The sequence below is a fragment of the Ruegeria sp. C6 genome (assembly GCF_056537625.1).
Genome location: NZ_JBQFRW010000001.1, coordinates 1 through 23050, shown reverse-complemented (window position 1 = coordinate 23050; position 23050 = coordinate 1). Strand labels below are relative to the sequence as shown.

Annotated in this window: 23 protein-coding genes and 1 tRNA gene; 9 read left to right on the top strand and 15 right to left on the bottom strand. The window is 57.9% G+C overall.

Features of this window, described 5'->3' with window-relative positions; all coding sequences use genetic code 11:
- The first annotated feature begins 2 nt into the window (after window positions 1–2).
- The 4 genes from ACR0MJ_RS00120 to rpe all read left to right on the top strand — a co-directional run bounded on the left by ACR0MJ_RS00120 (window position 3) and on the right by rpe (window position 3204).
- Window positions 3–1145, top strand: a complete 1143-nt coding sequence (locus tag ACR0MJ_RS00120) for a glycosyltransferase family protein (protein ID WP_480758289.1) — start codon at window positions 3–5, stop codon at window positions 1143–1145.
- Window positions 1142–1894, top strand: a complete 753-nt coding sequence (locus tag ACR0MJ_RS00115) for a polysaccharide deacetylase family protein (protein WP_170596921.1) — start codon at window positions 1142–1144, stop codon at window positions 1892–1894. Before ACR0MJ_RS00120 ends, ACR0MJ_RS00115 begins: the two co-directional genes overlap by 4 nt.
- A gap of 18 nt (window positions 1895–1912) precedes the next feature.
- Window positions 1913–2389 (top strand): class I SAM-dependent methyltransferase, encoded by a 477-nt coding sequence (locus ACR0MJ_RS00110; protein ID WP_170397683.1) that lies wholly within the window; start codon window positions 1913–1915, stop codon window positions 2387–2389.
- 125 nt (window positions 2390–2514) lie between these two features.
- Window positions 2515–3204 carry a ribulose-phosphate 3-epimerase gene (gene rpe, locus ACR0MJ_RS00105; protein ID WP_480758285.1) on the top strand — a complete coding sequence of 230 codons (690 nt, stop codon included), beginning with the start codon at window positions 2515–2517 and terminating at the stop codon, window positions 3202–3204.
- A 153-nt stretch (window positions 3205–3357) separates the two neighbouring features.
- On the opposite strand, the gene ACR0MJ_RS00100 is transcribed toward rpe, so the two are convergent.
- From ACR0MJ_RS00100 to ACR0MJ_RS00065, 8 genes are all read right to left on the bottom strand, one after another.
- Window positions 3358–5451, bottom strand: coding sequence for a 3-hydroxyacyl-CoA dehydrogenase NAD-binding domain-containing protein (locus tag ACR0MJ_RS00100; RefSeq protein WP_480758280.1), 2094 nt, complete (start codon window positions 5449–5451; stop codon window positions 3358–3360).
- Between the two features lie 332 nt (window positions 5452–5783).
- Window positions 5784–5860: transfer RNA gene (locus ACR0MJ_RS00095), tRNA-Met, on the bottom strand.
- An 82-nt stretch (window positions 5861–5942) separates the two neighbouring features.
- On the bottom strand, window positions 5943–6914 hold the full coding sequence (locus ACR0MJ_RS00090; protein WP_480758277.1) for an alpha/beta fold hydrolase: 972 nt from the start codon (window positions 6912–6914) through the stop codon (window positions 5943–5945).
- Between the two features lie 202 nt (window positions 6915–7116).
- Window positions 7117–7920, bottom strand: coding sequence for a PaaX family transcriptional regulator C-terminal domain-containing protein (locus ACR0MJ_RS00085; RefSeq protein ID WP_480758274.1), 804 nt, complete (start codon window positions 7918–7920; stop codon window positions 7117–7119).
- A gap of 52 nt (window positions 7921–7972) precedes the next feature.
- Entirely contained in the window at window positions 7973–9997 is a 2025-nt protein-coding gene (paaZ, locus tag ACR0MJ_RS00080) for a phenylacetic acid degradation bifunctional protein PaaZ (RefSeq protein WP_480758272.1), read from the bottom strand.
- Between the two features lie 27 nt (window positions 9998–10024).
- A complete protein-coding gene (locus ACR0MJ_RS00075) occupies window positions 10025–11377 on the bottom strand; it encodes a TRAP transporter large permease (protein WP_170397698.1) in 1353 nt (450 codons plus the stop codon).
- Window positions 11377–11880 (bottom strand): TRAP transporter small permease, encoded by a 504-nt coding sequence (locus tag ACR0MJ_RS00070; RefSeq protein WP_170397701.1) that lies wholly within the window; start codon window positions 11878–11880, stop codon window positions 11377–11379. The genes ACR0MJ_RS00075 and ACR0MJ_RS00070 overlap by 1 nt, the downstream gene beginning before the upstream one ends.
- Before the next feature lie 54 nt (window positions 11881–11934).
- A complete protein-coding gene (locus ACR0MJ_RS00065; RefSeq protein WP_480758268.1) occupies window positions 11935–12954 on the bottom strand; it encodes a TRAP transporter substrate-binding protein in 1020 nt (339 codons plus the stop codon).
- Window positions 12955–13154: 200 nt separating this feature from the next.
- Here ACR0MJ_RS00065 and paaG point away from each other — a divergent pair, with 200 nt between their 5' ends.
- From paaG to ACR0MJ_RS00040, 5 genes are all read left to right on the top strand, one after another.
- Entirely contained in the window at window positions 13155–13940 is a 786-nt protein-coding gene (gene paaG / locus ACR0MJ_RS00060; RefSeq protein ID WP_480758264.1) for a 2-(1,2-epoxy-1,2-dihydrophenyl)acetyl-CoA isomerase PaaG, read from the top strand.
- A gap of 1 nt (window position 13941) precedes the next feature.
- Window positions 13942–14370 carry a hydroxyphenylacetyl-CoA thioesterase PaaI gene (paaI, locus tag ACR0MJ_RS00055; RefSeq protein ID WP_480758261.1) on the top strand — a complete coding sequence of 143 codons (429 nt, stop codon included), beginning with the start codon at window positions 13942–13944 and terminating at the stop codon, window positions 14368–14370.
- 15 nt (window positions 14371–14385) lie between these two features.
- Window positions 14386–15693 carry a phenylacetate--CoA ligase PaaK gene (gene paaK, locus ACR0MJ_RS00050; RefSeq protein WP_480758257.1) on the top strand — a complete coding sequence of 436 codons (1308 nt, stop codon included), beginning with the start codon at window positions 14386–14388 and terminating at the stop codon, window positions 15691–15693.
- 22 nt (window positions 15694–15715) lie between these two features.
- Complete coding sequence (locus ACR0MJ_RS00045) at window positions 15716–16312, top strand: TetR/AcrR family transcriptional regulator (protein ID WP_170404673.1); 597 nt, start codon at window positions 15716–15718, stop codon at window positions 16310–16312.
- A 69-nt stretch (window positions 16313–16381) separates the two neighbouring features.
- Entirely contained in the window at window positions 16382–16597 is a 216-nt protein-coding gene (locus ACR0MJ_RS00040; protein WP_170404676.1) for a hypothetical protein, read from the top strand.
- A gap of 3 nt (window positions 16598–16600) precedes the next feature.
- Here ACR0MJ_RS00040 and ACR0MJ_RS00035 read toward each other — a convergent pair whose 3' ends face one another.
- From ACR0MJ_RS00035 to pcaF, 7 genes are read right to left on the bottom strand one after another with little or no spacing between them, the layout of a single operon-like run.
- Window positions 16601–17359 carry a Phenylacetic acid catabolic protein gene (locus ACR0MJ_RS00035; RefSeq protein WP_170511232.1) on the bottom strand — a complete coding sequence of 253 codons (759 nt, stop codon included), beginning with the start codon at window positions 17357–17359 and terminating at the stop codon, window positions 16601–16603.
- Between the two features lie 12 nt (window positions 17360–17371).
- The gene (locus ACR0MJ_RS00030; protein ID WP_170397725.1) at window positions 17372–18445 is read right to left on the bottom strand and encodes a 2Fe-2S iron-sulfur cluster-binding protein; all 1074 of its coding nucleotides are present in this window, start codon (window positions 18443–18445) and stop codon (window positions 17372–17374) included.
- Between the two features lie 14 nt (window positions 18446–18459).
- Complete coding sequence (gene paaD, locus ACR0MJ_RS00025; protein WP_480758250.1) at window positions 18460–18918, bottom strand: 1,2-phenylacetyl-CoA epoxidase subunit PaaD; 459 nt, start codon at window positions 18916–18918, stop codon at window positions 18460–18462.
- A 6-nt stretch (window positions 18919–18924) separates the two neighbouring features.
- The gene (paaC, locus tag ACR0MJ_RS00020; protein ID WP_170397730.1) at window positions 18925–19692 is read right to left on the bottom strand and encodes a 1,2-phenylacetyl-CoA epoxidase subunit PaaC; all 768 of its coding nucleotides are present in this window, start codon (window positions 19690–19692) and stop codon (window positions 18925–18927) included.
- Window positions 19692–19976, bottom strand: a complete 285-nt coding sequence (gene paaB / locus ACR0MJ_RS00015; RefSeq protein ID WP_170404692.1) for a 1,2-phenylacetyl-CoA epoxidase subunit PaaB — start codon at window positions 19974–19976, stop codon at window positions 19692–19694. The genes paaC and paaB overlap by 1 nt, the downstream gene beginning before the upstream one ends.
- 23 nt (window positions 19977–19999) lie before the next feature.
- Window positions 20000–20992: a 1,2-phenylacetyl-CoA epoxidase subunit PaaA gene (gene paaA / locus ACR0MJ_RS00010; RefSeq protein ID WP_170397736.1), complete on the bottom strand. Its 993-nt coding sequence runs from the start codon at window positions 20990–20992 to the stop codon at window positions 20000–20002.
- 15 nt (window positions 20993–21007) lie between these two features.
- Window positions 21008–22210: a 3-oxoadipyl-CoA thiolase gene (gene pcaF, locus ACR0MJ_RS00005; protein WP_480758248.1), complete on the bottom strand. Its 1203-nt coding sequence runs from the start codon at window positions 22208–22210 to the stop codon at window positions 21008–21010.
- Window positions 22211–23050 lie beyond the last annotated feature (840 nt).

The following is a 23050-nucleotide window of genomic DNA, read 5'->3' as shown; positions in this document are numbered from 1 at the left end:
CCATGAAGGTGATGATCGTTGTTACCCATCTGTTAGGGACCGGACACCTTAGCCGGGCCCTTACATTGGGGCGCGCGTTCGCCGAACAGGACCACGAGGTGTTTGTGGTCTCGGGTGGCATGCCTGCGCCTCAGCTTGGCACACGTGGATTATCATTACTGAATTTACCGCCGCTGCGGTCTGATGGCACCGATTTCACCCGCCTGCTTGATCAGAATGGCGCTGTGGCCGACTTGGCCTACTTCGCTGCGCGCACAAACGCCCTGACGCAGGCGGTAAGCAGCTTCGGGCCGCAGGTTCTGATCACCGAGCTTTATCCGTTCGGGCGGCGCTCTTTGGCCGCGGAGTTCAAATCTGCATTGAAAGCCGCACGAGACCTACCTCGGCCACCCGTCATCCTTGGTTCGATCCGTGACATTCTTGCGCCGCCATCGAAGCCCGCAAAGGTAACCCAAACGGATGAGGTTATCGCAGAGTTTTACGACGGCGTTCTGGTCCATTCCGACCCCAAGATCACCGAACTTGAAGTCAGTTGGCCTGTCTCGGATCAACTGGCATCGCGCCTGCATTACACCGGTTTCGTGGCCCCAAGTGCTGCGCCAAGTCATCCGGATGGCATAGGCCAGGGCGAGATATTGGTCAGCGCGGGTGGCGGGTCGGTCGGCCAGCCGATCTTTCAAGCGGCCATCGAGGCCGCCCGAAAGATGCCCAACAGGCACTGGCGCCTGTTGGTGGGCGGGCAGGATGCCAATGCGCGGATCGCCGAGCTTTCGCAAATGGCCGAGGGTTCATCGGTTCTTCTTGAAACCGTCCGCCCTGATTTTCGCCAAATGCTGCCGCTTGCCGCCGCCTCGGTCAGCATGTGCGGTTACAACACCGCCATGGACCTGCTGCAAAGCGGTACCCCGGCGGTTCTGATCCCCTTCGATGATGGCAAAGAGGTTGAGCAATCTTTGCGCGCGCGATCTCTTTCGCAGTTGAACGGGATCGAGGTGCTTAACAGTTCTGACCTGACCGCCGGCTCGCTGGCCAATGCGCTGGAGCATGTCATTTCGAGTGTTGAACGCCCCCCGATGACCGAAGGGTTTGATGGCGCGCGCCGGTCAGTGGATATTGCAGTGAGCTTGTACGAGGCCAGCCGATGAGGCCTGATTGGCGCCCCTTGCAGTCAGAGTTGCGGCGCTGGCAGGATGCAGGATTGACCCTGCCCTTGTGGTGGCGTGATGACGATGCAGTTGCAGTGACACCACAGATAGAAAAGCTATCGGCCATGTCAGACGAGCTCGGCCTGCCAGTCCATCTGGCGGTAATCCCGCGTGAGGCGCAGACGGTACTTGCAGAGTATGTGTCAGATCAGTCTGTTTTGATCCCGGTTGTGCATGGCTGGGCGCATCAGAACCACGCGCCTGCAGACGAGAAGAAAGCCGAATTTCGCCTGCACCGGCCCCTTGAAGCGGTAGTTGCAGATGCCGAGGCTGGATTGTCCCGGCTGCGAGGTTTGTTCGGTGACAACTTGCGTCCGATGTTTGTGCCCCCGTGGAATCGGATCGACTCCAAAGTCGCCATGCAGCTTCACGGGCTGGGCTATCGGATACTGTCGACGGCGACCCCCCGGAAGATACCGCTCGCGGCGCCCGGCCTCGCGCAGATAAACACACATCTCGATCCAATCGACTGGCGCGGGACGCGCGGTTTAATCGACCCTGACAGACTGATCGCACAGACAGTTGAGCTGCTGCATGACCGACGCACCGGTCGCGCAGACAATGCCGAAGCATTTGGGGTGTTGACGCATCATCTGGTCCATGATCAGGACATCTGGACGTTTACACAGGATCTGTTGCACAGGCTGCTTGATGGACCGGGCACACCCTGGACCGCACCACGCAACTAAACCGCAAGGAGAGCCCGAATGAGCCGACTGGATTCCATGCTGCGCCGCCTGACGGCGCAACGCGATGGGCTAAACTGGGCCGCCGCACAGATCGGCACCATGGAAGGGGACGTTCTGGACCTGGGGCTAGGTAACGGACGTACCTATGATCATCTGCGTGAGATCCTGCCCTCTCGGCGTATATGGGTGATGGATCGCGTCTTGCAGTGTCATCCCGACAGCACGCCACCGGCACAGGATTTCCTGCAGGGTGAGGCCGAGCCGATGTTGCGTAAACTGGCGGACGCAGGCCAAACAATCGCGCTGGCGCACTACGATTTCGGCCGCGGGATCAAGTCAGAAGATGTTGCCGAAGCGGCGCGCCTCAGCCCTCTGATCAAACAGGTCATGCGACCCGGTGGGTTGTTGATTTCAGGGCAACCGTTGACGGGTTTTGCGCAGATTGAAGGCCCCGAGACCATCGCGCCCGATCGATATCTTTTCTATCGCGCCTGAGCAGGCTTTGAACTGGCGGGTTTGTATATTGAATCTATCGATCAGCTTCACCGCAGTCAGGCCTATGCATTGACGCGAGTCGAGGGTATACGCCACCGCAACAGCACACCCACATGAGGCCAGTCATGAGCTTTGTCCGTTCCATCAAGATCGCTCCCTCGATCCTGTCAGCCGATTTCGCAAATTTCGGACAGGAGATTCAGGCCATCGAAGCGCAAGGGGCGGATTGGGTTCATGTGGACGTGATGGACGGCCACTTTGTCCCAAACCTCACTTTTGGTCCCCCAGCGGTCAAAGCGTTTCGCCCACATGTTAAGACCGTCATGGATGTGCATTTGATGATCACTCCGGTCGATCCTTATATTCAAGCCTATGCCGATGCGGGCGCTGATGTGCTGACCGCGCACGTCGAAGCGGGGCCGCATTCGCACCGCACGCTGCAGGCGATACGCGCTGCGGGAATGAAAGCAGGGATCGCGTTGAATCCCGGGACGCCCGCCGAGGCCGTCGAACATCTGTTGGACCTGACTGATCTGGTGTGCGTCATGACCGTCAACCCTGGCTTCGGGGGGCAGAAATTCATCGACATGACCGCAAAAGTGCAACGTTTGCGCGAGATGATCGGCGACCGACCGGTGCATATCGAAATCGACGGCGGTGTTGATCCCAAAACAGCGCCTCTGGTGGCCGCTGCAGGCGCTGACGTGTTGGTCGCCGGATCAGCAGTTTTTAAAGGCGGGTCAGTTTCAAACCCGTCGGTCTATGGCGACAATATTCGCGCTGTGCGGACTGCTGCCGAAGGTGCACTGGGTTAACAACAAACCCTCCCGCCAGTCGTCGACGTTTCTTACGAAACGCCTCCTCCTGTTGGGCCCGGCATCGCGCTTTGCGCGATGCCGGGCCCAAGGCGGCTAGCAATATTGGCGCAGCCAATGTTGCGCAGGCGCGGGAGCCTTTGCCCCGAGACTTCAGGCATCTTTGTTGAGATCATCAAAGCAGCGGTTCTCGGCCACCAGTTGTTCAAGCAGGGGTGCAGGTTGCCAGAAAAAGGCATCTTCTTCAGCCCACTTGCGAATATCGTTGAATACGCCCGGCAAACCCTGCAAATCTGCCCATTTCAGCGGCCCACCCCAGTAGCGCGGAAAACCGTAGCCATAGAGCAGCGTAACGTCCACATCCAGCGGTCTACGCGCGATGCCGTCGCCTACCACCTTCGCCGCCTCATTCACCATCGCGACCATATAGCGACGTATGATCTCCTCATCCGTAAACGCGCGTGGAGTTATGTTCTGGGCCGCACGCTCGGCTTCGATTAATGATGTCAGCTCGGGGTTCGGCTCTCCACCCCGCTTGCCATTTTCATATATGTAATAGCCCTTGCCGGTTTTTTGGCCGAAATGTCCGGCCTCGCACAGCTTGTCGGCATAGAAACTGTCGCGAACGCGCGGATCCTGGCCTGCCGCCCGTTTCCGCTTGCGCGCCGCCCAGCCAATGTCCAATCCGGCCAAGTCTGACACTGCATAGGGGCCCATCGCAAATCCAAACCCGGTCAGCGCAGCATCGATCTGGAATGGGCTCGCCCCATCCAGCACCATGTGATCAGCACAGTTCCGATATGTGCCCAAAATCCGATTACCTATGAACCCGTCGCACACACCTGCCCGAACGGCCACCTTGCCCAACCTCTTGCCCAACGCGAAACCCGTTGCCACAACTTCGGGCGCGGTGTGATCCGCCACCACGATCTCAAGCAGTTTCATCACATGTGCTGGGGAGAAGAAATGCAGACCGATGACATCCCGTGACCTTTCGGTCGATCCGGCAATTTCGTTGATATCAAGGTATGAGGTATTGGTCGCCAATACCGCACCGCTTTTGCAGACCGCATCCAGTTGCGCAAAAACCTTTTTCTTCACTGCCATGTCCTCGAACACGGCTTCGATCACCAGATCGACGCCACTCAGTGCGTCATAGTCCGTGGCCAGGGTCAGCCGGTTCTGCAGAATATCATCATGTTTGTCCTGGCTCAGCTTTCCGCGCCTCACGGCGCCAGCCAGATTTGCCGCGATACGATCTTTAGCGGACCGCGCTGCCTCGTGTGACATCTCAAGCAGCACGACAGGAAGCCCCGCCAGCAGAACTGAGGTGGCAATCCCAGCGCCCATCGTGCCGCCGCCGATGACGCCGACCTGTTGCAGGTCCCGCGGCTCGACCCCATTCAACTCGGGCAATTTTGCAACCGCACGTTCCGCAAAGAATGCGTGGATCAACCCTTTGCGCTGATCCGAGGCCATCAGGTCCATGAACAATTCCCGTTCGCGAGCCAAACCGGATGCAAAATCCTCGGCCTCGCAACTGGCTTGTATTGCCCGCACTGCAATCGCAGGCGACAGTTGGCCCCGGCCCTTCTTCAGCACCGCGTTATAGGCCGCATCAAAATCGATTGGGGCGGGCCGGGCCATATCGCAAACAGGACGCCGAGGTGCATCAGTTGCAAGCAGCTCTCTGACATAGGCCAGGCCGATCTCGCGCGGATCACCATCCTGAACTTCGTCCAGCACACCCATCTCAAGCGCTTCTGGAGCTCGGACGTGCCGCCCCGTCGTGATCATGTCCAATGCAGCCTCGACTCCGGCAACACGCGGCAAGCGCTGGGTGCCGCCAGCGCCAGGAATGATACCAAGATTAACCTCGGGCAACCCCACCTTCGCAGACGGCACGGCAACGCGATAATGACAGGATAAGGCAACCTCAAGCCCACCACCAAGCGCGGTTCCATGCAACGCAGAAACCACCAGCAAGGGCGACGCCTCAATCCGATCACAGAGTGCGGGCAGCCACGGGTCCTGTGGCGGCTTGCCAAACTCGCGAATGTCTGCGCCTGCAAAATAAGTCCGACCCTCACCATAGATCAAAACCGCGCGCGCGCCCTCTGTTTCGGCACGTTCGATCGCCGACAACAAACCCCGGCGCACATCCACGCCCAGCGCGTTAACGGGTGGGTTCTCAGCCGACAAAACGGCGATATCGCCCACTTTCTCATACCCGATGACTTGGGTCATATGATCGTGCCTCCTCAGACGAAATGCGATGCCAGTAGTAAATCAGGGAATCCCCGGACACGGCGCGATCAAAGACTGGCCCGGTCTGCGTTCGTATTCAACTATATTTTCGACCGATCGTTCGGTTTATTTGATTTTCTCGGATTTAGTACCATAATCACGCGGTTCATGCCCGGAACCAACCTTTTACGTTGCGGTAGAACTCGCTTCGCGGCCTCAGACCGACGAAGCGCAAAGAACTGCAGCGTTTGGTCTGAACTCGCACGGAACCCGAGGGCGCGATCCAAATGGAAACCCAGCTAACAGGGCCGCAGTATTTGTTTGGGAAGTTCTGGTAGCGGAGGAGGGACTTGAACCCCCGACACGCGGATTATGATTCCGCTGCTCTAACCAACTGAGCTACTCCGCCACGAGTGAGAGGCGATTTAAGCGAGGGGCCGGGGAGGGTCAAGAGGGAAAAGCGTGCCTGCCGAGATTCTTTATTGCGTTATTCAATGCGCGTCCTGCTCTGCCAGCCGGGTGCGGGAATTCTCGGCGATCTGGCGGATGAAACGCGCGCAGACTTCGGGTTCTGTGATGAGTATCATGTGACCCCGGTGTTCCATGACCTCAAAGGTCAGGCCGAATTTCGTCATTGTGGCACCGTGTAGCTCGGCGGACAGGATCGGGTCCTCTGTCCCGAACAGAATGCCTCCGGGCACGCGCAGATCGTTATAGCGTGAAGTCAGGGCACCCATGCTGGCCTCTACCCCAACAACATCCTGTGAGGCGGTGATAAAGGCCGAGGGGCGAAGACCAAGGGCACCCCCAGCACGGTTCAGGAAGTCTGAGGGCGCGGGCTCGGGTGCGAAGACGTCTTTCAGCACGAGGGGCGCGGTTTTTCGGGCCATCGGGACGGCGATTGTATTGCCAATAAGGTTGCGCAGCCACTCGGTACGGATTTCAAGTGGTTTGAAAACGGCGGGCGGTTCCGGCATTTGTTGCGTCAAGGGGGCCAGAAGCGCCAACGCCGCCGTGTTGTCGGGATAATCCAGTGCCATCGCAAGAGACACGGCGCCACCTAGAGAATGACCGACCAGTGTGGCTTGATCGACGTTCTTTATTTCCAGAAACTCGTGGATCATGCGGGCTTGTTCGGGCAATTCCGCCAACTGGGCAGCATCGCGCGTGGAATAGCCACAGCCCGGACGGTCAACCGCGAGAACGTGATAATCCTGAGCAAGATCACCCACCAATGCATACGTAAAATGTTGCGATTGGCCTGATAGGCCATGGATCATGACAATTGTCGGGTTGGAAGGGTCGCCTTTTTCGACATAGTGAATGCTGCCACCGTGAACGGGCACGATCCGCCCCAGTTGCGGCACCATTTCGGTGCCCTGCCGCGTTAGGCGACGAGTCCAGATGTGCATCCCCAGCAAAAGGGACATCAGCAACAAGACAATCGTTAGCAAAATCGACATCACGGATCTCCGGTAGGTTTGCTCAGGCGATGGTATTGCCCGGGGCCCGATTGCACCATGCGTTTTCTGAACGGCTGAATTGGCAGGCAGATAACCGCAACCTAATTATTGGTGTGTAAATTGGTATGACTTGGTCAGAAAAGCTCCCAGCACCCGGTATGTGCGCCGCACTGATAATATGGTTGAACAGACCGCTCAGCGGTCAACTACTACCGCTCAGTACGTCAGCCGAGGGGCGTGGCAGCAGATCAAGCAGCCCGAACACGCTATCGCGACAAGCCGGACCAGCCCAATCCACAGGATAAAAAGCCGGAGGCAAGTCCGGCTGACGCAGCACAACGCGCCGCCACCGATGCACCAGCAGGGTGCGCAGTGTTGCGCTCTGCAAGGGTGTAGGCGCCCAGCCTTCGGGACGGGACTTCGCGGCGCGTTCGACCGCGCCCAGAAGAGCCTTGCAAGAGGCGCGCAATTCGGGTGGACACAACCGATCCTGCACCCACTTGGGGGCTGCGTGCGGAGAGATGTCCAAGGCCAGCAAACCGTCCGACTGATCTGGAACGGGACCCGCACCCATCGCTACGTTGCGCCCAATGGGGATGTAGTCATCGCTGAGCATCACGTCCTCAAGCACCTGAGTGCCCGACCCGTCTTCGGCGATCAGAAGATGCCAATTTTCAATGGGCGAAGGACCGCGCGCATATATGCGCGGCGTGACGGCAGCGGATTGCGTCCGGCCGAATTCCGAGAGGACATGGCGCGAGACGCGGCCAATCCGGTCACTCTCGATCCAACCATCCTTGCGCAGCCGGTGCAGAGCGACGCGGATCGCTTCGGGTTTGATGCCCATCGGCTCAATTATCCGGGTCAGAACACCGCCCGAGATTTGCGCGCCGGGCTCTTGTGCCATGTCACCAAACAGCGAGACGATAATCGACCAGACCCGCTGGTCTTGCGGGTCCGCCAGTTCGGCCACAGCCGTTTCGAACCACGAGGTCTTTTCGGTCATGGACCCAGTTTAACCCATTAGGCCCAATAAGAAAAACAGGTAGTACAGCGGGTCAGCGGGCGTTCATGGTCAGAAGCTCGTATTCTGCGACCGGTTCGTCATCTTGATTGGTCAGGGACACGTGCCAGCGAACCTCGCCATAATCGTCATTGCGTGGGGTTTTCTGCTTTACCGTCAGGCGCACCTTGATGCTGTCGCCAGCAACAACGGGCTTCATGAACCGCAGCCCGTCCAGCCCGGTATTGGCCAGCACCGGCCCCTCGTTCGGCTCGACAAACAGGCCCGCCGCAAAGCTGAGCAACAAATAACCATGCGCCACACGACCGGGGAAGAACGGGTTCCGCGCCGCCGCGTCCTCGTCCATATGCGCATAAAAGGTATCGCCGGTGAAATTGGCGAAGTGTTCGATATCCTCCAGCGTGATGGTTCGCGAGGCTGTGTGCAGCGTCTCTCCGACCTGCAACTCACCAAATTTACGGGTGAACGGATGTGCCGGACCTTGGATTTCGGGCGCTCCTGGCACCCATTTGGTGCTGATACCACTAAGCATGCGCGGGGAGCCCTGAATGGCCGTGCGCTGCATATAGTGTTTCACTCCGCGCACGCCGCCCATTTCCTCACCGCCGCCCGCACGGCCCGGCCCACCATGCACCATATGGGGCAGCGGAGATCCGTGGCCGGTCGATTCAGCCATCGAGTCGCGGTCGTTGATGTAAATCCGCCCGTTATAGGCTGCGGTCCCCATCACTACGTTGTGCGCGACGTTTGTGTCGTGAGTGATCAGCGACGTGACCAGAGATCCCTGCCCGCGATTGGCAAGTGCCACCGCATGATCCAGATCGCGGTAGCCCATGAGGGTCGAAACTGGGCCGAAGGCCTCGGTATCGTGCACGCGCTGCGCTTTGTCGGGGTTAGCACAGTAAAACAGCATCGGGGGAACGAATGCGCCGGTTTCAGGGCCGTGCAGGTCGAACGCGTCGGGGTTGCCATAAACCCGTTCAGCCTCTTGCCCGATCAGAGCTGCCTTTTCCAGAACGTCGGCTTTCTGCCCGTTCGACACCAGCGCGCCCATGCGAGTGGTGTCGGAACGGGGGTCGCCGATGGTGATCCTTGCCAATCGGTCAGACAGCGCGGCAATTATGGCGTCGACCTGCGGCTGGGGCGCGATGATGCGTCGGATGGCAGTGCATTTCTGGCCCGCCTTTGTGGTCATCTCGCGCGAGACTTCCTTGACGAACAGGTCAAATTCGGGCGTGCCGGGCGTGGCATCGGGCCCGAGGATGGAAGCGTTCAAGCTGTCCTGCTCGGCCACAAACCGGACCGAGTTCTGCAAGATCGCAGGCGTCTGCCGCAGCTTCAACGCGGTGTTCGCCGAGCCTGTGAAGCTGACCACATCCTGACAATCCAAGTGATCGAGCATGTCGCCCAACCCGCCCGAGACCAGCTGTAGCGCACCGGCAGGCAGGATGCCGCTATCCAGCATGATCCGCACTGCCAGTTCGGTGACGTAGCAACTGTTGGTGGCCGGCTTGACGATTGCAGGCACGCCAGCCAGCAGCGTCGGGGCCAGCTTTTCCAGCATCCCCCAGACCGGGAAGTTGAAGGCGTTGATATGAACCGCGACCCCTTGCAGGGGCGTGCAGATATGCTGCCCCAAAAAGGTGCCATTGCGTGACAACTGCTCGATTTCGCCGTCCAGATAAACCTGCGCATCCGGCATCTCGCGTCTACCCTTAGAGGCAAAGACAAACATCGTGCCGATGCCACCATCGATATCGATCAGGTGGTCCTTCTGCGTAGCTCCGGTTTCGAAACTCAGGTCGTAAAGGGCTTGTTTATGCGCCGAAAGCTCTTGCGCCAGCGCCTTGAGCATCCGAGCACGATCGTGGAACGTTAACTTGCGCAGCGCGGGGCCACCGGTATTGCGCGCATAGTCAAGCATCGCCTGTACGTCGAGCGCGACATTGCCAGCGCTGGCAAATGGTGCGCCGGTGATGGCGGATGCGATGGTGCGTGCGCCTTCTCCAGGCGCGACCCAAGTACCAGCGGCGAAGCTGGAAATCTGATGCAGGGACATGGTGTTCTCCTGTTTGATGCGGTGGGACTAGTGTCCCAAAGCGCCCATTTGCTGCGGCAGATACAGCACCACGATGGGCACCAGCACGATCAGCGCGAGGCGGAAAATATCGGCGATCCAGAACGGAGTGACGCCGCGAAATATGGTGCCGGTTGAGACGTCGCCCACTACGCCTTTCAGGATGAAGACGTTCAGGCCTACGGGTGGAGTGATCAGCGAGATTTCGGTGACAACCACGACGACGATGCCAAACCAGATTGGGTCATAGCCCAGAGACGTGACCAACGGGAAGAAGATCGGAACCGTCAGCAACAGCATCGAGAGAGATTCGAAGACGCAACCCAGAATGATGTAGATACCAAGGATCATCAGGATCACGACAAACGGAGCCACATCATAGGCGGTCACCATCGCGATCAGGGCTTCGGGCAAACCGGCCAGATTGATGAAATTTGAGAATATCTGCGCACCAATCAACACCGCGAACAAGGCAGACGCGGTAAAGCAGGTCTCTTTCAGCACCTCGAATGTCGAGCCAACCGTGAGACCCCCACGAAAGAGTGCAATCAGAAAGGCCCCAGCGGCCCCCATACCTGCGGCCTCGGTGGGTGAGAATGTCAGGTTTAGGGGCTCAAAATCGAAGGCTCCATAAAGCCCGCCAATCACTAGGAAGAACAACAACAGCACCGCCCAAACCGAACCCAGCGCACGGATGCGTTCGGACCATGTGGCACGCTCTCCGGCTGGGCCGGCCTCGGGGTTGCGCCAGACGGTCCAGCGCACGGCGAAGAGGTAGAACAGAATGCCGAGGATGCCGGGGATGATGCCCGCCATGAACAGTTTCCCGATCGAGGTCTCGGTCAGCAACCCGTAGATGACCAGAATGACCGATGGTGGGATCAGAATGCCCAATGTACCACCGGCGGCAATCGAGGCGGTCGAGAGTTCATCGGAATAGCCGTAACGCCGCATCTGCGGCATCGCGACCTTTGACATCGTGGCGGCGGTTGCCAGCGACGATCCGCAGATAGCCGAAAATCCGCCACAGGCCGCAACCGTTGCCATGGCAATACCACCGCGCATGTGGCCAAGAAAGGCGTTGGACACCGCATAAAGCTCGCGCGCCATGCCGCCCTTGTTCACGAACAGGCCCATCAGGATGAACAGCGGCACAACCGACAGACCATAGTCCTGCGCAGTGTCGGTGATCTGTCGGCCCACCATGGACATGGCAGCCTTCATCCCGCGCTCATCAAAGATTGAGCCGCCACGCTCATAGGCAAATCCCAATGTGCCGACCAGACCCATGGCAAAGACGATAGGAAGGCGCACCAGCACCAAGATCAATACAATCGCAAATCCGATTAGCGCTGCGGTCATTACATAGGCTCCGACAGTGTATTTGGGGCGAAGGCCTTTAGCAGCCCAGTGGCGATCATCACGAGTGCAGTGATGGCAACAGACAGGGTAATGAACCAGCCGATCAGGTAGGTGGGGATTGAAAGATATTCGGTTACATCCCCATAATCCCGCGCTCGCTCGGCCAGGACCCAAACGCGCTGGACCGGCCAGAACAGCATGATGCCGCTGACCACATAGATCACAACGTCCCGCGCACGCGACAGATGCAGACGGTGGAAGAACCCGTCTGTCAGATCGACCGCGATATGGCCATTGGTGGTGGAGACGATCGGGAGGACAGAAAACACCAGAATTGCCATCAGAATGCGCGTCAGCTCGGTGGCGGCCTCAATGGGCGCATTGAAGACCGAACGCAGGATCACGTCGCAAAAGGTCATTACCATCAGGATAAACAGTGCAATGCAGGCCACGATCACGGGAAGGGCGCTGGCACGGCGCACAAGCTGAATAATAGGGGTCATGGGAAACTCGCGCAGGGTAAGTCAGGGCGGCGCAAGAGCCGCCCTGCAGTCGGATCAGTTCGAGGACATTTCCGATTTGATCATGTCATATGCGGCCTGTGCGTCGACTCCTGTTGCGTCAACCTCGGCGATGACCTTGCCGCGGATGTCTTCGGCGATGGCCGAGAACTTCTCCATATCCGCATCTGTGGCAGCGTTGATGGCATTGCCTTCTGCCGCCTCGGTTGCCTCACGTCCAGTGGCGTCGATCTCATCCCAGATTTTGCCGATCTCACGGCTCAGCGGTTCGCCGAACACGTTTTCTTCCAGCGCCATCTGCAGCTCGGGTGGCAGATCTGCGAAGGTGTCTTCGTTCATGATGAAGGCAAACGAACCGCGATAAAGACCACCGGGCATCTCATAAACATTCTGCGCAACCTCTGTCAGCTTGAAACCCTTGCGCGATTCCAGCGGCATGACGACACCGTCCGCCGCTTTCGACGCCAGTGTTTCATAGACTTTCGGAGCAGGTACCTGAATGCCGGTCGCACCAAGCGCCGCACCAACGTCTCCGCCAACGCCACCCGGGATACGTACTTTCAGGCCCGAAACCTCATCCAGAGTGGTTACTGGCGCGCTGGAATGCAGCTGCGCGGGTCCATGCGTGTGCAAGGCGATGACTTTGACACCACGATGCTCGTCAGCAGCTTTCAAGTACTTGTCGTAGGCGCGCCAGTAGGCAACCGAAGCGTCCTCGGCCGAGCCTTCGTAACCAGGCAGTTCGATCAGCTTGGTGGTGACGAAGCGTCCCGGTTGATAGCCGTGAAAGATAATCGAGGCATCGGCCGCGCCATCCATAATCAGGTCCATCTGCGCAGGCGGTGGAGCGATACCCAGCTTAAGCTCTGCGGTGACCTGCCCGTCAGTGGCCTCCTCTACCATTTCGACGAATTTGGGCCACATCTTTGCGTTGATGCCGTGGGTGGGTGGGGCCCAGCTGGAAATTGTCAGGGTGTAGTCAGCCGCAAAAGCAATGGTGCCGGACACCGCCAAGGTTGCAGACGCCAACAATGTGGTGAGCTTGGTGAATTTCATGACCGGGTCTCCTCCTCAAAATCGCAAGTCGTGAATGTGTTAATGGTACGTTTTGTAACTATCAACGACGAGAAATGCTGTTCCGCCCGCTGGCCAAATGGCATTTCCGATCGCCGAGTCACAAACGGCTATAGAATTTATTGACCAACCGTTCGGTTTATGCAAGAAGTTTGTTGTAACTTATGAAAAGCGAACCGGGCATGTCCGACACGATTATTTCGCAGAATATGGGTCAATGGGTTGAAATTACACTCAATCGCCCTGATCGCCTGAACAGTTTCACGGATGAGATGCACCATGCCCTGCGCGCTGCACTTGAGGCCGCGCGTGACGGAGGTGCACGAGCGGTGCTGTTAACCGGCGCGGGGCGCGGGTTCTGCGCAGGGCAGGATTTGGGCGATCGAAACCCTGCCACGATGGAGGGTCCGCCGGATTTGGGCTATACGGTTCGCACGTTCTACGCACCTTTGGTCCGCCTGATCAGGTCTTTGGAATTGCCTGTTGTCTGCGCCGTCAATGGCGTTGCCGCCGGGGCGGGTGCGAATATCGCCTTGGCTTGTGATGTGGTACTTGCCGCTGACTCTGCCAAGTTTATCCAATCATTTTCCAAAGTGGGCCTGATACCTGATACCGGCGGCAGTTGGCATCTGCCACGTTTACTGGGTGAAGCCCGAGCCAAAGGGCTGGCCCTGACTGGGCAACCCCTGCCAGCAAAGCAGGCTGCGGATTGGGGGCTGATCTGGAAAGCAATACCAGACGCTGAACTAATGACCGAGGCGCGCGCACTAACGGAACAGTTCGCCAATGGTCCAACGCTGGGACTTGGCCTGACGAAACAGACGATACAGGCGGCTGCCACGAATACCCTGACCGATCATCTCGAGATTGAGGCGGACGCAATGAAAACCTGCGGCGAAAGCGTCGACTATGCCGAGGGCGTTACTGCGTTTCTGGAAAAGCGCGCGCCAGTATTTCGGGGAGAATGAGATGACGCCGAAGGAACGCGCCCAGAAAGCCGCTGCTGCCATGTGGGGGCGGGACAATGCCTCGAAATGGGCAGGCATGGAACTGGTCGAGATGGATGAAGGCGCTGCGACGCTGGCGTTGCAGGTGGCTGACCATCACTGCAACGGGCACGGGATCTGCCATGGCGGCGTGACATTCATGTTGGCCGACAGCGCCTTTGCCTTTGCCTGCAATAGTCGCAACCAGTCCACGGTCGCCCAGCACAATGTGATCAGCTACGTCGCGCCCGCGCGATCCGGTGATCTGCTGACGGCCCGCGCAACGGAACTGAACCTGATAGGGCGCAGCGGCATCTATGACGTATCCATAACCAACCAAGCCGGACAAAAGATCGCAGAATTTCGGGGCTTTTCCCGCGCGGTCAAAGGCCCGGTGTTTGACGAGACCTGAGATGAGGGGGATGGCATGAAGGATCTTACTCCGAACAAGGCGGATCTTGATCCGATCGAGATCGCCTCGATTGATGAAATCCGCAGCCTACAGTTGGATCGGCTGAAATGGTCGCTGCGCCATGCTTATGACAACGTGCCTATGTACCGGCAGCGGTTTGATGAGGCCGGTGTGCATCCTGATGACCTGCAATCCCTCAGTGATCTGGCGCGGTTTCCGTTTACCTACAAAAACGATCTGAGGGAAAACTATCCTTTTGGTCTGTTTGCGGTCCCGCGTGAGCAGATCATTCGTGTGCATGCCTCGTCGGGAACCACGGGTAAGCCAACCGTCGTGGGGTATACGCAAGGCGACATAGACAACTGGGCGGATCTGGTGGCGCGGTCATTGCGTGCCAGCGGTTTGCGCCGGGGCGACATGGTGCACAACGCCTATGGCTATGGCCTGTTCACCGGCGGTCTGGGCGCGCATTATGGAATCGAACGTCTGGGGGCCACGGTCGTCCCGATGAGCGGTGGGCAGACCGGCAAGCAGGTCGACCTGATCAATGACTTCAAACCAGACGGGATTATGGTAACACCATCCTATATGCTGAACATTCTTGAGCAGTATCACAAGATTGGACTCGATCCGCGCGAAAGTTCCTTGGCTGTCGGCGTCTTTGGCGCTGAACCTTGGACGGATTCGATGCGCTCCGAGGTTGAACAGGCTTTCGATATGCATGCCGTCGATATCTACGGCCTGTCCGAGATCATGGGACCGGGCGTCGCCAATGAGTGCGTCGAAACCAAAGACGGGCCCGTGATCTGGGAAGACCACTTCTACCCCGAAATCATCGACCCGCAGACCGGCGAGGTCATGCCTGATGGTGAGATTGGTGAACTGGTCTTTACCACGCTGACCAAAGAAGGTCTTCCGATGATCCGCTATCGCACCCGTGACCTGACGCGGCTTTTGCCCGGCACGGCGCGGTCGATGCGTCGGATGGAAAAGATCACGGGCCGCTCGGATGACATGATCATTCTGCGGGGTGTCAACGTCTTCCCCAGTCAGATCGAGGAGCAGGTTCTGGCAACCGGCGGTCTGGCGCCCTACTACCAGATCGAACTTTACAAAGCTGGCCGGATGGACGCGATGCGCGTGCATGTCGAAGCAACGCCGGATGCAGCCGATGAGCTGAGCAAAACCGCCGCTGCTCGGATGCTATCTCGCCGGATTAAAGAGGTGGTTGGCATCTCGACCGAGATCGATATAGGCGAGCCGGGCGAGGTTGAACGCTCACAAGGCAAGGCCCGGCGCGTGATTGACAATCGGGACAGCTAAGCGACAGACGGAGGGTCAGGATTTGGCGCGCACGATAGCAAAAGACCACGACCATAAACGAACTCGCATCCTAAAATGCGCCGCCCGCGTCTTCGCGCAGGAAGGATTTGATCGGGCGTCAATGTCTCAGCTGGCGCGGGAGTGCGGGATATCCAAGGCCAATATCTATCACTACTACGACAGCAAGGACGCCATTCTGTTCGATATTCTCGACAGTTACCTGCTGCAATTGCGTGACCAGGTTTGCGGCTTGGACCTTGACGGGATGGAACCCGCGGATCGCTTGAAACGGGTGGTGCGGGAAATCCTACTGGCCTATCAAGGCGTGGATGATGAGCATCGCGTGCAAACCAGCGGCATGTCCGCATTGCCCGAAGAGCAGCAGTATCTGCTGCGTGGCTATCAGCGGGATCTGGTGGTGTTCGTCAGTGACATCATCGCCAGCATCTCGCCTGCAACTTTCAAGGATGATGCGGCCAAGCTTCGGGCCACGACCATGTCCGTTTTCGGAATGTTGAACTGGTTCTACATGTGGAATGCCGGGGCGGATGCCGACGCGCGCAGCGATTACGCCGCGTTGGTAAGCAATCTGACATTATCAGGTGTTGATGGCCTTTGAACCCTTGTTGGCACAGAGTTGATTTGGCTCTGCGGTCAGGATGAGGTTCAATATGGGCGGAGGTCACCCATGCAACGCCCTGATCGTTTCGATAAATTCTATTTCGCCAATGTAGGTCTGGGCGAAGCCTGTGGCTGCGCCGAGCGGGTGATTGACGTTTTTGAGTTCAATCGGAAATGTGGTGCTAAAGCCCAGCAGTCATTGAAGAAAGATCGGCGAAAGCGTCGCACGCTTCGCGGATTGGCCGTGAAGTATGGGTTGCTGAGCCGTAAACGCCAACTTTGAAAGCTAGGGTACTTTAAGTCCCAGCTTTTCGATCTGTTCGGTCGCTTTTACTGTCCACTGATCTTTCATCTCAATCCCGGTTAATTGCCGCAGCCCCAGCTTGCGGAGCGTTTCGGTTTTCTCGGCTGTGCCCGCCCCAAAACTTGCCGCGACCCGGGGCCACCAATAGTCGACCGACGCTTGCATTTCTGCAGCCTTTCCCTGTTCTATCAGCTTGCCCGCACCCTCAAGCGCAAGCTCCCCATGGCGCGCCTCGATTGGGGAAATCTCGCGGAAGGCCTCGGCCAGAGGCTGATAGGATATCTGCGAAAACTGAGCCAGTTGGACGTCAACCGCCTGGCTCATCAGCAGGTTCATAACCACGGCATCTTCCCATCCTTCGATCGGATAGTTGAATACAGCAAGGCGCATGTCGTGTTCGGACCGCGTAGCCCCGATATCCGCATCACGATCCAGACGTGTGGTCCAGGGATGATGATTTGCATAGCGGTCAGTGTTGGCTCCGAACTCGCCCATGATTTTCAGGACACGATCTGCGTTGTCGGTCTTTTCCAGCACAATCTTGGCCGCCGCGATGCGTTCCTTGATGCCCGGGCCCAGATTTATGATGTCGGCAAAGCCCGCTGCGCCGGCCAGTTCGCTGTCCACGAAGGTCGCCATCAGTTTCATGAGCTCTGCACGATAGCGCGGAGGCACGTTGGTTGGATTACTCAGGACACCACCCGCTGCCAAATAGCTCTCGATTGTCATGTCTTCAGCCATCATTCCCTCCGTCTACTGATCGTAGTCCACGACAACGGTGTCGGTCATCGGATAGGCCTGACAGCTCAGGACGTATCCTTTCTCGACTTCGTAGTCTTCCAATGCGTGATTGGCGACCATCTCGACCTCGCCTTCAAGCACTCGGCAGCGGCAGGTTGAACAGACCCCGGCCTTACAGGCGTAAGGCGCGTCCATCGCATTCTCCAACGCGGCATCGAGAATCGATTGATCCTTCGGCATGGTGATCGTTTGCGTTGCCCCGTCCATGGTGATTGATGTTTTGGTCTGGTTGTCCTGAGATGCCGTGTCCGCCCCGCTCACTTTGCGCTTGACCCGACCGGGTTGAGCGCTGGCGAAGAGTTCAAACTTGATCTGCCCGTCGTTCAGCCCATGCGCCCGCAGGGCTGAGGCAATACCCAGCATCATCGGCTCGGGGCCGCAGATAAAAGCCGTGTCGACGTTCTGAATATCGATCCAGTGTTCAAAAAGTTCGGCACATTTGTCTTGCGTGACCAGACCTGTAAAAAGCTCGATTTCCTGCGCGTCTGTTTCCAGAATATGGATCACGTTCAGACGCCCCATATAGAGGTTCTTGAGGTCCTCAAGCTCCTCTCGGAACATGATCGTGTTCACGCCCTTGTTGGCATAAACCAATGTGAACCGCGAATGTGGTTCTCGGGCGAGCGTCGTCTTCAGGATCGAGAGAACCGGCGTGATGCCCGACCCACCCGCAAAGCCCAGATAATGTTTTTCGGCGGAGGGATCGATTGCGGTGTAAAAGCTGCCCATCGGCGGCATCGCCTGCACCGTATCGCCCACCTTTAGATCGGAGTTGGCCCAGGTCGAGAATGCGCCGCCATCCACACGCTTGATCCCCACCTGCAGAATGCCCTCATCCTTGCCCGCGCAGATCGAATAGGACCGGCGCAGTTCTTCCCCGTCGAAATCGCGGCGGAAGGTCAGGTACTGGCCTTGGGTAAAGTCGAATTCATCGGCTGAACCGTTTACAGGTTTCAACGTCACGACCACCGCATCGCGGATGGTTTTGTGAACATCGGTAACTTCCAGATCATGAAAGCGTGCCATCCGGTGATCCTCCCTCAGATGCACTTGAAATAGTCAAAAGGTTCCAGGCAGTCGGTGCAGCGCCAATGGGCCTTGCAAGGGGTCGAGCCAAACTGGCTGACCTTTTCAACCGCCTTGCTACCGCAATGTGGGCAGCGTTCAGGTCCACCTGCAGGCTGCGGCGGGGCGATGCCGTAATCCTTGAGCCGAGCACGGCCCTTGTCGCTGAGCCAATCGGTGGTCCAAGCCGGTGCGATACTTGTCTCGATCCGCAGATCGTCGATTCCATGATCACGCAGTGCAGTTTCGATATCCATGCTGATGACCGAGGTCGCCGGGCAGCCTGAATAGGTCGGCGTGACGGTAACCGTCAGAGTGTCATCATCCCATCGCACATCGCGTACAATGCCCAGATCGACGACCGAGATCACCGGAATCTCAGGGTCTGGTACAGCGTCCAGCCATTCCCACACCTGATCCGTTGAAGCCCGCATTGATCCTTACCACTTCGCGCCGGGATAGGCGCGCTGCAGCCACTGCATCTGTGTCAGAAGATGGCCCAGATGCTCGGTATGCATGCGACCGTCGCGCCCGCCCTTATGGGCAAAGCGGCTTTCGGGAATGGTTAGTGTCGCCTCGGACAGCACACGCTCGATCAGAGCGTCATATTCTGCGCGCAGATCTGCCGGGTTCGGGGCAATCCTCGCCGCAACCATTTCTGCATCAACATCGTCACTGGCAAACATCTCGCCGACATATGGCCAGAGATAGTCCAGCGCCTCTTGCATGCGGGCATGACTTTCCTCGGTCCCGTCGCCGAGGCCCACAACCGTGTCGCCCGAGCGTTCGAGGTGGTAGGTGACCTCTTTGCTGGCCTTGGCGGCAATCGCAGCGACCCGGTCGTCAGAGGATGTCATCAGACGCCCCAGCATGATCGAATGCCACGCATCGAACAGGAACTGACGCATCAGCGTGCGGCCGAAATCGCCGTTCGGCACTTCGACCAGCAGCACATTGCGGAAATCCCAGGCATCTCGCAGAAAGGCCAGATCATCGGCGGATTTGCCGCCGTCGATCTCACCCGCAAGACCCAGCCACATCTGAGTCTGACCGATCAGGTCCAGCGCGGTATTGGCCAGCGCGATGTCTTCCTCCAGTACAGGCGCATGACCGCACCATTCGCTGACGCGATGGCCGAGGATCAAGGTATTGTCCCCCATCCGAAGCAGAAACTGCAGCAAAGCGTCATTGGAAACCGGAACACTCATTACATCGCCCCCACTTCTTCGGGAATATCGAAGAAGGTTGGATGGCGGTACACTTTGCTTTCGCTGGGCTCGTACAGCGGACCTTTGTCGCTGGGTGATGAGGCCGAGATGTTGTTGGCCTCAACCACCCAGATCGAAACGCCTTCGTTGCGGCGCGTGTAGACATCGCGCGCGTTCTTGATCGCCATTTCCGCGTCCGGGGCGTGTAACGATCCAACATGGCGGTGACTCATGCCATGTTGTCCGCGGATGAAGATTTCCCACAGGGGCCATTCGTTGTTCATTTGGTATCCTCCTCAGGGCAGTCTTATTCTGCAGCCAGATTTGCGGCGCGTTTCTTGCGGGCATGAGCCAGCAGCCCGTCGCGAACCCATTTACCGTCGTCCCACGCCTTGTTACGCGCGGCCAGCCGGTCGACATTGCAGGGGCCGTTGCCCTTGATCACATCGAAAAACTCGGACCAGTCCGGGTCGGTGTAATCATAATGGCCCCGTTCTTCGTTCCATTTCAGGTCCGGGTCAGGGATACTCAGACCCAGATATTCGGCCTGAGGCACGGTCTGATCCACGAATTTCTGGCGCAGCTCGTCATTGGTGTTGATCTTGATCTTCCACGCCATGGATTGCGCCGAATGCACGCTTTCCTTGTCCGACGGCCCGAACATCATCAGCGACGGGTACCACAGTCGATTTATTGCATCCTGCGCCATCTTACGCTGTTCTGGCGTACCCTCTGCCATCTTGCGGATCGCATCATAGCCCTGGCGCTGGTGAAAGCTCTCTTCTTTGCAGATGCGGATCATTGCGCGCGAGTATGGTCCGAAGGACGTCCGCTGCAGCGGAACCTGGTTCATGATCGCGGCACCATCGACCAACCATCCGACCGCGCCGATATCGGCCCAGTTCAGGGTCGGGTAGTTGAAGATCGACGAGTATTTCATGCGCCCGTCCAGCAGCATCTCGGTGATCTCATCCCGGCTGACACCCAGCGTTTCTGCCGCGCAATAGAGATACAGCCCATGCCCGGCCTCATCCTGCACCTTGGCCAGCAGGATCGCCTTGCGCTCCAGCGTTGGCGCTCGGGTGATCCAGTTTCCTTCGGGCAGCTGGCCTACGATTTCAGAATGTGCGTGCTGGCCAATTTGACGGATCAGTGTCGCGCGATAGTCGTCGGGCATCCAATCCTTGGGCTCGATCTTGATATCGGCGTCGATCTTGTCCTGAAACGCGCGCTCCTGCTCGGTCATCTCCTCGCGGGATTTCACGCCGGATCCGGCTGTTTTAATCATCTGAGCGTACATGTGAGGTCTCCTCCCTTACACACGTTCAAGAATAAGTGCGGCACCCTGCCCTACCCCGACACACATGGTACAGAGCGCGTAGCGGCCTCCGGTGCGGCGCAGTTGATAGGCAGCAGTCATCACTAGCCGCGCACCGCTCATTCCAAGCGGGTGGCCAATTGCGATTGCCCCGCCATTTGGGTTCACATGCGGCGCATCATCAGGCACCCCGAGTTCGCGCAGCGTGGCTAGGCCCTGCGAGGCAAACGCCTCGTTCAATTCTATCACATCCATCTGATCGATGCTGAGCCCAGTCCGTGCAAGCACCTTACGGCTGGCTGGAACCGGGCCGATGCCCATCACGCGCGGCTCCACTCCAGCAACGGACATGCCAACCACACGGGCAATCGGGGTCAGGTCGTTCTTTGCCGCAGCAGATTCATTTGCCATCAGGATCGCCGCCGCGCCGTCGTTAACACCCGAGGCGTTTCCAGCGGTCACAGTCTTGTCCACCCCGTTGATGCCCTTTAGGCCAGACAGTTTCTCTGCTGTAGTCCCCGGACGTGGATGCTCGTCGGTGTCGACCACTACCGGGTCACCTTTGCGCTGGGGGATTGTGACCGGGGTGATCTCCTCCTGAAACACCCCGGTCTGGTGCGCCGCGGCCCAGCGGGCCTGGCTGCGTTCGGCAAACGCGTCCTGATCGGAGCGACTGATACCATAAGCTTCCGCTACGTTATCCGCTGTTTCGGGCATCGAGTCGATACCAAATTCCTTTTCCATTTTCGGGTTCACAAAACGCCAGCCGATCGTGGTGTCGTAAACGGCATTGGTACGAGTAAAGGCGGATGTTGCCTTGGGCATCACAAATGGCGCACGCGACATGCTTTCGACCCCACCCGCGATCGCCATGTCATAATCCCCAGCCTTGATGGCGCGCGCAGCCATGCCCACCGCATCCATGCCAGACGCGCAGAGCCGATTGATTGTCGTTCCCGGTACATCCACCGGCAGCCCTGCCAGCAATGCCGCCATCCGCGCCACATTGCGGTTGCTTTCACCGGCTTGGTTCGCATCGCCATAAATCACGTCGTCCAGACTGGACCAATCCACCTGTGGGTTACGCGCGACAAGCGAAGCGATTGGCAGGGCGGCAAGATCATCTGTGCGCACCTGGCTTAGTCCACCACCATATCGTCCGATCGGGGTGCGCTGGGCGTCGCAGATAAAGGCGTCCATAGGTCGATTACTCCGAATTTGAATTCACATCATTAAGTGACCGGTAGGTCGGTTAATAAGCCTCTCATCGATTCGCAGCAAGCTTTATGTTACTTCATCTACGTTTTCTTGCTTTTTCCGTAACGCTTTGGCTTGCTGCGAGTAACTTGGTCGTGTGAAACGTAGTCTTTGCCGGCTTTCCATCTGCGCCGATGCCGTCTCAGACCTTTGACAAGGGTTCCTTCAACACAAAATTTGACAAATCGAAAACGTACTTAGACCGCTTCGAATAGGCAGTTTGAAATGTTGCCATTCTGAGATTGGAGTTCCGGTAAACGTTTGTATCTGAGGCAGACATCGCACCGGATTGGCTGGTTTTGACCTATAGCGTTTAATGAATGACACTTAACCGCTTTCGTCCCAACAGCTGCCTCCAGTCATCGCCAATCATCAAGTTAACTTTGAAAAGAAGCGTTGAATGATCTATACACAAAAGCCGAGGTGATGGCGATCATCCGCTGCCTTCTGTCGGAGACCCAGTAGGTCCCCAAAGAACGGAAGTATGCGATTAAACTTGTTGGGGAACTTGCGGATTTGCTTACTTTGGGGGCGTCCCAGAATGAACAAAACCGCCCTAGGGCGGCGCGTAAATATCTGATGTTGCACGGTGTTTTTTTCAGCATTAGGAATTGAACCTACTGCCTTCATGTTATGAGCCTGACGAGCTGAAGACGTTAAGCAATTGATCGGGGTGATCAATTGTAGTCTGCACGGGCTGCTCTGAGATTTTCTAAAGTTGGTTGCGGGAGCAGGATTTGAACCTGCGACCTTCAGGTTATGAGCCTGACGAGCTACCGGGCT